At 38.3% G+C, this 13254-nt stretch carries 10 protein-coding genes; all 10 read left to right on the top strand.

The features are described from left to right. The first annotated feature begins 56 nt into the window (after window positions 1–56). The 10 genes from PAEVO_RS28555 (at window position 57) to PAEVO_RS28510 (ending at window position 12895) form a co-directional block, all read left to right on the top strand. Complete coding sequence (locus PAEVO_RS28555; RefSeq protein WP_100540881.1) at window positions 57–854, top strand: ABC transporter permease; 798 nt, start codon at window positions 57–59, stop codon at window positions 852–854. Continuing rightward, window positions 844–2067, top strand: coding sequence for an ABC transporter ATP-binding protein (locus tag PAEVO_RS28550; protein ID WP_100540880.1), 1224 nt, complete (start codon window positions 844–846; stop codon window positions 2065–2067). Before PAEVO_RS28555 ends, PAEVO_RS28550 begins: the two co-directional genes overlap by 11 nt. Further along, window positions 2057–5353: a glycosyltransferase gene (locus PAEVO_RS28545; RefSeq protein WP_100540879.1), complete on the top strand. Its 3297-nt coding sequence runs from the start codon at window positions 2057–2059 to the stop codon at window positions 5351–5353. Before PAEVO_RS28550 ends, PAEVO_RS28545 begins: the two co-directional genes overlap by 11 nt. A gap of 32 nt (window positions 5354–5385) precedes the next feature. Then, window positions 5386–7164 carry an LTA synthase family protein gene (locus PAEVO_RS28540; RefSeq protein WP_165789773.1) on the top strand — a complete coding sequence of 593 codons (1779 nt, stop codon included), beginning with the start codon at window positions 5386–5388 and terminating at the stop codon, window positions 7162–7164. Window positions 7165–7186: 22 nt separating this feature from the next. After that, the gene (locus PAEVO_RS28535; protein ID WP_100541348.1) at window positions 7187–7930 is read left to right on the top strand and encodes a sugar phosphate nucleotidyltransferase; all 744 of its coding nucleotides are present in this window, start codon (window positions 7187–7189) and stop codon (window positions 7928–7930) included. 13 nt (window positions 7931–7943) lie between these two features. Next, complete coding sequence (rfbC, locus tag PAEVO_RS28530; RefSeq protein WP_100540877.1) at window positions 7944–8492, top strand: dTDP-4-dehydrorhamnose 3,5-epimerase; 549 nt, start codon at window positions 7944–7946, stop codon at window positions 8490–8492. Window positions 8493–8503: 11 nt separating this feature from the next. After that, window positions 8504–9529: a dTDP-glucose 4,6-dehydratase gene (gene rfbB / locus PAEVO_RS28525; RefSeq protein WP_100540876.1), complete on the top strand. Its 1026-nt coding sequence runs from the start codon at window positions 8504–8506 to the stop codon at window positions 9527–9529. Next, window positions 9526–10407 carry a dTDP-4-dehydrorhamnose reductase gene (gene rfbD / locus PAEVO_RS28520; RefSeq protein ID WP_100540875.1) on the top strand — a complete coding sequence of 294 codons (882 nt, stop codon included), beginning with the start codon at window positions 9526–9528 and terminating at the stop codon, window positions 10405–10407. The genes rfbB and rfbD overlap by 4 nt, the downstream gene beginning before the upstream one ends. Before the next feature lie 179 nt (window positions 10408–10586). Then, window positions 10587–11498 carry a glycosyltransferase family 2 protein gene (locus PAEVO_RS28515; protein ID WP_100540874.1) on the top strand — a complete coding sequence of 304 codons (912 nt, stop codon included), beginning with the start codon at window positions 10587–10589 and terminating at the stop codon, window positions 11496–11498. Continuing rightward, a complete protein-coding gene (locus PAEVO_RS28510; protein WP_100540873.1) occupies window positions 11495–12895 on the top strand; it encodes an undecaprenyl-phosphate glucose phosphotransferase in 1401 nt (466 codons plus the stop codon). The genes PAEVO_RS28515 and PAEVO_RS28510 overlap by 4 nt, the downstream gene beginning before the upstream one ends. The last annotated feature ends 359 nt before the right edge of the window (window positions 12896–13254 follow it).

Below are 13254 nucleotides of genomic sequence, written 5' to 3'. Positions count from 1 at the left end.
TTTTAGCATAATAATTATTCTAATACACATTTAGAGATTTAATTTATGGAGGAATTATGAGAAATCCTATCAGTTATTTTATGGATAAGAAAGATTTAATAATGGAACTAACTAAACGAGACTTATTGCTTAGATATAAAGGCTCCTATCTTGGAGTAGTATGGTCTATTTTGAACCCATTATTTATGTTAGTCATTTATACTTATTTTTTCAGCTTTGTTCTCCAGTCTCGTTGGGGGCAACAAGGAACGAGTACACTTGACTTTGCACTAATATTATTCTGCGGTATTTCTACGTTTAATTTTTTTTCTGAGATTGTCACCAAGTCTCCTTCTTTGATCTTAAGTAATGTGAATTATGTAAAAAAGGTAGTTTTCCCTTTGGAGGTACTTCCAGTCGTCTCTCTTTTTTCTGCATTTGTTCAACTAATAATTAGCTTAGTTATTCTTATGATTGGAAATTTAATCATAAATGGGGTAATTTATTGGACTGTTGTCTTCCTGCCGCTTGTCCTTCTACCTCTTGTGTTGCTCTCGTTGGGCATTGCTTGGTTTCTTTCTTCTGTAGGTGTCTTTTTTAGAGATATTCAACATATTTTAGTGGTCGTAGTCCAAGCACTTATGTTTCTGAGTCCAATATTCTACCCTATCAGTATAATTCCTGAAACATTAAGGCCGATTTATTACATTAATCCTATAGGTTATGTTGTCGAAGATATGCGTAACATCTTAATTTGGGGATCTACTCCTAATTGGACATGGTGTTTAGTGGGGACATTGGTAGGTCTGATTATATTTATGTTGGGTATTGCTTGGTTTAGAAAAACTAAAGGAGCGTTTGCAGATGTTCTTTGATAACGCAATTGAACTTTCAAATATAAACAAATGTTATAGAATTTATAATAGGCCACAAGATCGGATTATCCAGAGCTTCTCGAAAAACAAAAAAAAATATGATGAATTTTGGGCGCTGAGAGATGTGTCTTTCAAGGTAAAGAGAGGCACCACTATAGGTATAATCGGTAAGAATGGTTCGGGAAAAAGCACAATACTTCAAATTATAGCAGGAACACTTAACCCAACATCCGGAGAAAAAACGATAAACGGTAGAATAGCTGCTTTACTAGAACTGGGGAGTGGCTTTAATCCGGAATTTACAGGAAGAGATAATGTTATTATGCAAGGTACAATTATGGGATTAACAAAAAAACAAATCCTTGATCAAATGGAATCAATCGAAAAATTTGCAGGGATAGGTGAATTCATTGAACAACCAATTAAAACTTACTCATCAGGAATGTTGGTTAGGTTGGCTTTTGCCTGTGCAGTGCATGTAGATCCTGATATTTTAATTGTTGATGAGGCATTAGCTGTAGGCGATATGCAATTTCAACTAAAATGTATCGAGAAAATGAAATCATTTAAAGAACAGGGGAAAACGATACTGTTTGTTAGTCATGATTCATATTCGATTAGGAATTTTTGTGATGAGGTAATTTGGATGATGGATGGTCAAGTTCATGCGCGAGGTGATGTGAATACTGTAATTGAACAGTATGAAGACTTCGTAAAATATGGACTTGAAAAAGTAGAAGAGTCTAATGAAAAAGTAGAAGCAATTGAAAGGAAAGAGCATCTTTCCATCGATCAAGTTGTTTTTCTTGATAAGACAGGTACAGTAAATTCGAAGTTTAAAATGGGTGGGAATATATTTGTTGAAGTAACATACACAATCCACAAACCAATTGATGGTCTTGTAGGCGGTGTTGCAATTTTCGATAATCAGGGCACTTACATTTGCGGACTAAACACTAAGATTGACGAAAAAGCTTTAGAAGGAAGTTGTGGAACCTATAAATTAATTCTTGAGTATAAGGAATTAAACTTGTTACCGGGTTCGTACCTAGTTGATGTAGGCTTTTTTGAGAGTTCAGCTCTTATTAGATATGACTATAAAAGTCGTGTGAATTCATTTTGGGTTGAACATCCGGAGTATGTTGCGGAAGGTTTAGTTTTGCTAGATCATAATTGGCAAAGTAAGGTGGTAGCAATCAGCAATGAAGTATAAATATAACATTGATATGTCGAGTGACAATTCTCTTTCATTAATATTGAGACAAGTTAAGCCTGGATCACGTGTTCTAGAGTTTGGACCGGCACTTGGATATATGACCCAGTATCTCAAAGAGGAACTTGGATGCGTCGTATATTGTGTGGAAATAGATGCTGATGCAGCTTCTATCGCTTCTCAGTTTTGCGATAAAATGATTGTGGCAGATTTGGATGAACTAGAATATTGGGGTTCTCAGTTAGGAGAACGGCAATTTGACTTTCTTATATTTGCGGATGTGCTAGAACATTTAAGGGATCCATGGAATGTATTGACATACTCCAAAAAATTCCTTGATGAAGAAGGGAAGGTCTTAACATCTATTCCTAATATAGGACATAATGCTGTAATCATGAAACTGCTCCTTGGTGAATTTGATTATACCAATTTAGGGCTGTTAGATAACACCCATATCCGCTTTTTTACAAGAAAAAGCGTACACAGCCTTATGGAACGTGCGGGATTAGAGATCGTTGATTCTTACGAGTCAGTTCTAAAACCTGAAGAAACAGAGTTAAGGCAACGATATAGTGATTTTCCTAATAGTTTGCAAAAATATCTTCAAAGGAAATCTGATAGTGATGTGTATCAATTTATTAACGTATCCAGGAAAAAGACTGTCAATTCCACGGAAGTAAATAATTATGTGAACGAAGTAAATCTGTACCATCAAGCATCGCTGAAATTTACACCCGATTTTCAAGGCGAAACAGAAGTAGTATCTTTGCCTAGTAATGGTGGCTATACCGAACTAAGTTTTAAGGTCGTGGGATCAGGAACTGAACAACTAAATATCCTGATTGACTGCATTGCACCCGCGTTTTTAGAAATAACAAAGCTTGAATTCCTGGATGAAAACAATAATCTTATTTTAAATTGGTTTAACCCAGCTATCACAGAATCATTACTTAGATATAGTGAAGGTGCAATTAAATTACCGAGTATGCAAACACGGAGATTTCTGATTCTGGATGAGTCTACTCAGATCATTTGTGATTTTCCGGAAATCAAAAGAACGAAGGGTATATTTATAATCACGCTCTGTTTGTCCGAAGATGTTCCTACATCAATTGCCGGAGAAGTAAACGGCATTTCGGAATTGATTGCTTCACAGAAGAATGAAATTGCATCGTTAATAGAAACACATCAACTCAAAGAACAAGAGTTAAGTGAAAAGGACGCTCGAAATAGGAGTTTAATAGATGAGCTAACTGGTATACAGGAAGTCCTGTTGAATGAAAAAGATGAGCTAGTTGAAAAAATGAATAGAGCTGAAGAAGTTAATAAAGTTTTGGTGGAAGCTAATTTGGAGGCGAATGCTCTAGTTAATCAATTATTGAACTCCACCTCTTGGAGGTTCACCAAACCTTTAAGAGTAATTAATGAATATAATAAAGCTCTTTATAGAAAGTCGAATAGTGCACTTAAAAGTATCATAAAACCAGTGATAGTAAAAGCAGAGAATTCAAAAACAATAAGAAAGGCTCATGGGAAATTTTTCAACGTCATGAGAAGAACACCTGAACCATTTAGATCACAATTTAAGAAAACATATTATAAACTGCTTTCCCTTAAAACAAAAATAAAATATAAACCTGAAGCAAATTTAGTTACAGAAGTTAATACAAGTGAAAAAAATGAGTATCCTTTAGTATCAATTATTATTCCCGTCTATAATAATGTCGAATACTTAGCTTCTTGCATTGACTCAGCAATCAATCAAACGTATCGACATATTGAAGTTATTATTGTAGATGATTGCTCACCAGATCCAAAAGTAAGCACGATATTAAATACCTACAAAAATAATAAGAAGGTTAGATTATTTAAGAATGAACATAATCAAGGCATTTCAAAGACACAAAATATCTGTATGGCAAAATCAGAAGGGAGCATTATAGCTTTTTTGGACTGTGATGATATTTTGGAGTTGAATGCTATCGAGAAGTGCTTAGAGTATTGGGGACCTGGAACTAAATATTCCTTCACAAATAGAATTCATATTAATGAGGATTCGGAGGAAATTGGAAGGTTTTCTTGTGACCACTTACCGAAAGATAATATATTTGAAGATCATTTGGATGTTAGAATGTATGCGTCACACTTCAAAATGATTAGTAGGGATGTGTTTCTAAAAGTAGGGGTTTTTAATTCGGAATATGATGGTGCACAAGATTATGACATGGTACTGAGAGTAGCGTTTCATTATCCAAACTCCGCATTTGTTCATGTACCAGAATTCCTATATAAACATCGTATCCATACCAATCAAAAATCAATAAAATCTAACGATAAGCAGAAAAATATGTCTATCGTCATCTCCGATCAAGCAAAACTGCGTCGGTCAATTAGAGATGGTGTTTTTCATAAATTAATATCATTTATAATGATCTCTTTTGGTAAAGAAGATCAAACTTTACAATGTATCCAATCTATTAAGAATACAGTCAAGATTCCACATGAGATTATTCTATTCGAAAATGGCTCTTCCGAATCATGCGTATCATTTATAAAAGACCATATTGAGGGCATACCGGGTGTGAAAGTTATATACAATTCATCAAATTTAGGCCCAGCTGGTGGAAGAAAAGAAGCGATGAAGTATGCAACACCAAATTCATATTATATCTCCCTTGATAACGACATAGAGGTTACTGAAGGTTGGCTTGAAGAATTGTTAGTTCGTGCTGAAGAATCAGATGATATAGGCTCAGTAACTTGTAGAGTGACATTTCCAAGTAATGTACTACAATTTACAGGCGGATATGAAGAAATTTCAGGGAATAGAGTTCAATTCAAGTTGTACAATATTAACAAATCAGTGTATGACCTCTCAACATTAGAAAGATATGATACAGATTGGAATCCGGTAGGGGCAACGTTGTTTAAGGGGTGGTTCCCAGAGGTTGAGGGCTACCCAAATGTCTATGAAGATTCCGCAATTTCATACATATTGCGGAAATCAGGGAAACGACTTGTTAATTCTCCAAACTCTCTATTAATTCATCATCATATTATGTTTGACGAGGAGAGGAATAAAAAGGAAAAAGAGTATATCCGATTTAGATATAATCCTCAATTGATGTTGAGATCATTGGCGCAATTTTATTTTGATTATAAATTAATCATTGATGATGATTATATATATTCCAGTAACAATATTGATATCAGTAAATTATCCGATCAAGAAGTGATTGAAACTTTTGAAAACATCATAAACACTAGGAGAACAGTTATAAAGTAATGAACATAATCAGGAATAAGCGCATCCATAGAATGCTCACGGTATTATTAGGAACTTTTGTTGGTCTGATTATCCTAGAATCTATAGTCAGAGGCAGTTTAACTTTAACATTTGTATGGATCGGCGATAGCTTTGGGGCTTTTATTATCAATTATTTATTATGTATATCAATTCTATTGATATTAGTGTCTGTGATTCCGAACTTTATTGTTGGTTTTAGTTTATATCAGTTGTTAATGTCATTGTTTGGATTAATTCAGAAATATAAAATGAATTTTTTAGAGGAGCCCTTCTTCCCATGGGATTTTATATTTGCCAAACAAATTTTAAATCTCCTGCCTGGTATGTATAAAGAAATAAACTTTATATATCTGCTTTTTTTAGCTGTATTATTAATTGCTTCAATTAAATTCAGGAAGCGAGTATTAGCTGTTAGAATATCCCTTCTAGAAAGGGGAGTAGTATTCTTTTTCTCAGTTTGTATAATTATTTCATTCTGCCTATGGGATAAAATCCCTTTATCAAAAAGTGTCTTAAACAAAATGAATATTGTAAATATTAATTGGGAGCAGACGCTGAATTACAAGGAGAACGGATCCTTGTTAGGTTTTGTATTAAATGTTCCTAATGCAATAGTTGTTCCGCCCGCGAACTATAATAAAGAAAACATACTTCAGATAGTCAATTCCATAAATAGTCCAACGAGTTCGACAATATATAACGCTATGGAAGAGGCTCCTAATATTATTTATATTATGAATGAAGCATTCTGGGATCCAACAATATCCAAAAATATTGACTTTTCAGAGAATCCCCTTTCTTTTTATAATTCCTTAAAAGATAGTAGTACGACAGGTTGGTTGTTATCGCCTCAATTTGGAGGCGGTACATCTAACGTTGAGTTTGAAGCTCTAACAGGTTTGTCCATGCGGTTTTTACCGCAAGGGTCAATGCCTTATCAACAATACATTAAAAGACCGTATCCTTCTCTAGCCGATGTATTGAAAAAGAGCGGTTATCAAACCATCGCTTTACATTCTTATGTAAAATGGTTTTGGAATAGGGATAATGTTTACCGGCATTTTAATTTCGATAAATTTATTGGTGAAGACGATTTTGTTAATCCTGAGAGACGGGGAGTATATATTGCGGATATTGAAGTGTCTAAAAGAATAATTGAAGAAATACATGGAAGCGAAAAGCCTACATTCATATATGCAATAACAATGCAAAATCACTCAGCTTATAACAAAGAATCTAAGTATCCATCAGAAATTGAAATTACTGGTGAAATTAGAGAAAAGACAAAGGAAGTTTTAGAGATATATTCGCAAGGAGTAAAAGATGCAGACGAAGCATTAAAATATTTAATAGATAATATTAACGAGCCTACAATTGTAGTTTTTTTTGGTGATCATTTACCGAATTTAGGTTCGGATGTTTACCAAGATTTGGATTCTGGTGAAAATGAAGGGCTTGAACAACAAAAATATTTAAAAAGTACTCCATTATTAATATGGAACAATCTTGGTAAAAGTATAGATACACACTTAGATGGGATTAGTCCTTCTCTTCTTCTTCCTAAAGTTTTTCAACTAGCAAACTTACAGCCGCCACTATTTTATGATTTTCTTCAAGAACTTAATCAAGAATACATTGGTTTATCCAAAGACCTAATGATTAAAAGTAATGGAGAATTATTAAATGAAGTAGAAGTAGGTAAGGAAGATATTTTGGATAAATACGAATTGTTGGAATATGATTTACTGTTTGGAGACAAGTTTAGTGAAGAAAATTTATTTAAGCAATAAAAAAAGAAAGAAGATGAGTTCATTGAAAGGAATTATATTAGCAGGTGGCACAGGCTCACGCCTCTACCCATTAACCAAAGTTACCAATAAACATTTACTTCCCGTAGGTAAATATCCAATGATATTTCATTCGATATTTAAACTTAAACATGCAGGAATAAAGGATATTCTTGTCGTGACTGGTAAAGAGCATATGGGTGATGTTGTAAATCTCCTTGGAAGTGGCAAAGAGATGGGAGTTACGTTTACTTATAAAGTTCAAGATGAAGCAGGTGGAATCGCTCAAGCATTGGATCTTGCTGAAAATTTTGTTGGTGTTGATCAAATGGTTGTTATTCTAGGAGATAATGTTTTCGAAGATGACCTTTCTAAGTTTGTTGAAAATTTCAGAGAACAGGAGAAGGGTGCTAAGATATTAATTCAACAAGTTGAAGATCCGAGAAGGTTTGGCGTCCCTGAGATACAAGGTAACCGCATTGTATCCATAGAAGAAAAGCCGAATAATCCAAAATCCAATTATGCAGTAACTGGAATTTATATGTTTGATCATCATGTATTTGAAATTGTCAAAACATTGAAGCCTTCCGCACGTGGTGAATTAGAGATCACAGATGTTAATAATGCATATATTGCTAGAGGTGAGCTGACTTATGATGTCCTAAATGGTTGGTGGACTGATGCGGGTACACATGCTTCCTTAGCAAGGGCCAATGAATTAGCTCATGACTTGGTGTTTACAGAGGAATTCGGTAAATTAAAAATTTAGGAGGAGTGGGACTATGATTATCACCTCTATGTCTTTAAATGGTGTTAACCTGCTTGAACCAAAAGTCCATGGGGATAATAGGGGTTTTTTTATGGAGAGCTATAACACCGCTGTTTTAAAAGAACATAATATTGATCATTATTTCATTCAGGATAATCACTCTCTTTCATCCGATGCAGGTGTCTTGAGAGGGTTGCATTATCAGCTAAACCCTAAAGGACAAACCAAATTGGTTCGTGTCCTTTCAGGGGCAATATACGATGTTGTTGTTGATATTCGCAAAAATTCCCCCACTTTTGGCAATTGGGTTGGTGTGATTCTTAGCGAGTACAATAAACGCCAAATACTGGTACCAAAAGGGTTCGCACATGGATTCTGTACACTTGTTCCAAATACACAAGTTTTTTATAAAGTAGATGAATTTTATTCCCCAGAACACGACAGGGGAATATTATGGAATGATCCGGCTTTAGGGATCGATTGGCCAACTTCAAATCCGATTCTTTCAGATAAAGATAAAAACCACCCGTTACTGAAGAACGCAGAATTGAACTTTAACTAGGGGGGACTTCAATGAAACTACTTGTTACCGGCGGTGCTGGATTTATTGGAAGCAATTTTGTTATATACATGTTACAGCAGTATCCCACATATGAGATCATCAACATGGATGCCTTAACTTATGCAGGGAATTTGGAGAACCTCAAATCCGTTGAAAATAATGCTAACTATACGTTTGTTAAAGCAGATATCGCGAATAAAGAAGCGGTTGAGCAAATTTTTGAGCAGCATCAGATTGAGGTTGTGGTTAACTTTGCTGCTGAGTCTCATGTGGACCGAAGCATTCTAGAGCCAGAAGTATTTGTGAACACTAATGTGCTTGGAACTCAGGTTTTGTTGGATGCGGCCAAAAAACATAATGTAACGAAGTTTGTACAAGTATCAACCGATGAGGTTTATGGGTCACTGGGTGAAACTGGACTTTTTACTGAAGAGACGCCCCTGGCTCCTAACAGTCCATATTCCGCTAGTAAAGCAGGAGGAGATCTGCTGGTTAGAGCTTATCACGAGACCTTTGGACTCCCGGTCAATATTACACGTTGTTCTAACAACTACGGCCCTTTTCAATTTCCAGAAAAGCTAATCCCGCTTATGATCTCCCGTGCACTTAATGATGAAGCGCTACCTGTCTACGGCGATGGGTTGAATATCCGGGATTGGTTGTACGTTGAAGATCATTGCAGTGCTATTGACCTGGTTATACACAAAGGCGTTAATGGAGAGGTGTATAACATAGGCGGAAATAATGAACGCACCAATGTTCATATCGTTCAAAAAATACTCCAAGAGCTTGGGAAGCCCGAGTCTCTGATTTCTTATGTAGATGATCGCCCGGGACATGATCGTCGTTATGGAATTGATCCAACGAAAATCATGAATGAACTTGGTTGGAAACCCAAGCATAATTTCGAGACGGGTATCAAAGAAACGATTCAGTGGTATCTGGATAATAAAGATTGGTGGCAACGTATTCAGTCAGGTGTTTATAGGGAATATGTAACCAAGCAATACGGGAAGCGTTTGGGTGGTCATTCATGAGGGTGCTTGTAACCGGAGCACAGGGGCAGCTTGGGAAGGATGTTGTACGTATATTTACTGACTCTAAGCATGATGTGTTAGGGTATGGAAGAAGTGAACTCGACATCACTGACCTGGCTCAATGCCATAAAATCATTAAGGAAAACAAGCCTGATTGCATCATTCACTGTGCGGCATATACTGCTGTTGACGCTGCCGAGTCTGATATGGATCAGGCCTATCTCATTAATGCCGTGGGAACACGAAATCTTGCAACAGCAGCTGAGTCTTCAGGCTCCAAACTGATCTATATTAGCACGGATTATGTTTTTAACGGTCAAGGTAAGATGCCCTATGTGGAATACGACCAGACTGATCCTCAGAGTGTTTATGGAAAGTCTAAGTTAGCCGGCGAAATCCTTACCCAAACACTCTGCTCCAAGTGGTTTATCGTGAGAACATCATGGGTGTTCGGACTGCAAGGGAATAACTTTGTTAAAACGATGCTCCGTCTAGGTCAAGAAAAACCGCTGTTAAAGGTTGTTAACGACCAAAAGGGTTCACCCACCTACACAACGGATTTGGCTTCTTTCTTGTTAGAGCTCGCCTTAACAGAGAAGTATGGAATCTATCATGCGTCCAATCAGGGAACATGTACATGGTATGAGTTCACCCAGGCGATTTTTGAAGAGTATCAAGAGATTCTTGGATTGGCCATGAAAGCCGAACTAACTCCTTGCACAACTGCAGAATTCCCTCGCCCTGCACCAAGGCCGACTAATTCTGTTCTTGATAATATGTCCATTCGGACGAACGGTTTAACTGACTTACCTCATTGGAGAGATGCCCTGAAACGATTTATGCTTGAAGTAAAGGGCAATCCGACATACCTCGATTGAATATGAGAATAATTAAAAGGGCCTAGTCTGTTAATGATTAGGCTTTTTTTGATTATTGGCTTATATTAGGGGGCACCTTTCATAAAAACTAAAGCATCAATTATCTGATATTCCTTCTTTCCCCATGAACTATGCTATAATGTCGATAGATTACTATATTTGTCAGGAGACGTTATGCAATGGATTTAAGCATTTTAATCGTGAACTACAATACTTGTCAGCTGACGGTGGACTGTTTGCGATCCGTGTTTGCATCAGAGACGGAGTATACATATGAAGTCATTTTGATAGATAACAACTCGAAGGACGAGTCGGTTCAGACCATTCGGGAGTTATTCCCGCAGGTCAAGTTGATCGAGAACACGGAGAATACCGGCTTTGCCAAAGCCAACAATCAGGGGATGGAAGTGGCGGAAGGGCGATATATGCTGCTGCTAAATTCCGACACGATTATCCAGCAGGATACGATACAGACGATGGTCGCTTTTATGGACTACAATCCGATCATTGGTGCTTCCGGCTGTAAAATCGTCCTCCCGGACGGTTCGCTTGATAAGGCTTGCAAAAGAGGGTTCCCGACGCCTTCAGCGTCCTTCTATTATGCTTTTGGGCTCAGCAAGCTGTTCCCGAACAAGCCGGAGTTTAACCAGTATCAGTTGGGGTATTTGAATCCGGACGTCGAGTATCCGGTGGATTGTTTGGTTGGTGCGTTCATGCTGGTACGCCGCGAGACGATCGAGCAGGTAGGCGGGCTGGACGAGACGTTTTTTATGTACGGGGAAGATATCGACTGGTGTTATCGCATCAAGCAGGCGGGATGGGGAATTCACTATTATCCTCGGACCACGATTATCCATTATAAAGGCGGCAGCGCCCGGCGCAGGCCGTTCAAGATCATTTATGAGTTCCACCGGGCGATGATACTTTTTCATCGGAAGCATTACCGGCAGAAATACAACATATTCGTTAATGGAGCCGTCTATGCAGGCGTGGGTTTAAAATTGCTCCTATCCTTGCTTATGAACCGGCTTAAGCCCATTCGTCCGGCAACCATAACGCAATCTTCAGGTGGAGTGGAGGTGAAATCATGATCCGCCAGAACCAAGGCTTTTTGACCAAATTGTATATGATTACCGATTTTGCTTTTATCCAACTGGCATTTTTGTGTGCATGGTGGATCAAGTTTGAGAGCAGCTGGTTTCCGTACGAAAAACCGCTCCCTCTTGAAACCTATACTTTGTGGAGTCTAGTTTATGGTGCAGTAGCCTTGTCTGTTGGCATCATGATCTCCTTATACTCACCGAAGAGGAAAAAACGCTTTGCTGACGAGTTCATGAAGATTTTCCAGATGCATTTCATTGGGATGTTCGTCCTCCTGAGTTTAATGTTCTTCGTGAAGGAAGTGAATATCTCCCGGTGGTATCTTGCCATCTACATGATTCTTAACGTAGCCTTCATTATCCTATACCGATATTTCTTAAAGAAATCTTTAAAGCATTTTCGGGAAAAAGGCTACAATCGCCAATTCGTGCTCATCGTGGGTGCAGGTACGCTGGGCAAGAGATTCTTCAAAAACCTGAAGCAATACCCGGAGCTGGGGTATGAAGTCATCGGTTTCCTGGACGATTACCAGCAGTGGGACGACATCGAAGCGAGACGGCTTAAACCTATTCTCGGTTCGGTTAGCGATCTACATAAGGTGCTAAACGAAAAGCTCGTCGATGAGGTCGTACTAGCACTTCCGCTAAATGCGCATCACAAGTATCCGGAGATCATCGCCGCATGTGAAAAGGCCGGTGTTCGGACGCTGATTATCCCGGACTTTTTCGATTACCTCCCGGCACGGCCGGTGTTTGATAACTTCGCGGGGATGCCGATGATAAACGTGCGTGATATCCCGCTGGATTTAGCAGCAAATCGACTGTTCAAGCGAGCGTTTGATATTGTATTCTCGTTAGTGGCGATTATCCTCACCCTGCCGGTGATGATCGGGATTTACCTCGGTATCCGAATAACCTCCCGGGGACCCGTCATTTTTAAGCAGGAGCGGGTCGGGCTGAACCGCAGGAACTTTTATATGTATAAATTCCGGTCGATGAAGCCGCTGCCGGAAGGGGCGCCGGATACGGGCTGGACCGTGGAGAATGATCCACGCCGCACCAAGTTCGGCTCGTTTCTCCGGAAGACCAGTCTGGATGAGCTGCCGCAGTTCTTTAATGTCCTGTTCGGACATATGAGCGTTGTGGGCCCAAGACCGGAACGCCCTTATTACGTTGAACAGTTCAAAGAGGAGATTCCGAAGTACATGGTGAAACACCACGTACGCCCGGGCATCACGGGGTGGGCGCAGAGCAACGGCCTGCGTGGGGACACTTCGATTGAGGAGCGGATCAAGCACGATATTTTCTACATCGAGAATTGGTCCATTCTGTTTGATATCAAAATCATTCTGCGCACGATCCGCAACGGATTCAAAAACGCATATTGATTGTAATTTAAATGATGACGTCTTCTGGCATGAGCCGGATGGCGTCTTTTATTTACCTGTCCTAGAAGCATATTTCGACTAAAGATGCTTACCAAGTGCCGACGCCTCTTATAATGATATCGAATGCTGTCGCTTCCTGTAAGTCTGTGATATAGCCGAGAAAAACTTCGGACATTCGATTCATTCCTCTCACTTAAACATGCATGTACAACACAGCGGACAATAGTAGTCTGGAATGATTTACAAAATATAACTGTAATACTATTATAATGAAATAGTGGACTCATCGATGCATTGCTAGATTATCCATTACGTAGAGTCGCAGATTAGTTATGATGCTCCAATCTCAGTGTTACGGG

This window comes from Paenibacillus sp. GM2FR, from assembly GCF_002803325.1.
Classification (GTDB): domain Bacteria; phylum Bacillota; class Bacilli; order Paenibacillales; family Paenibacillaceae; genus Paenibacillus_AQ; species Paenibacillus_AQ lautus.
Note: the sequence above shows the minus strand (reverse complement) of the source record. Positions and strands in the feature narration are given on the sequence as shown.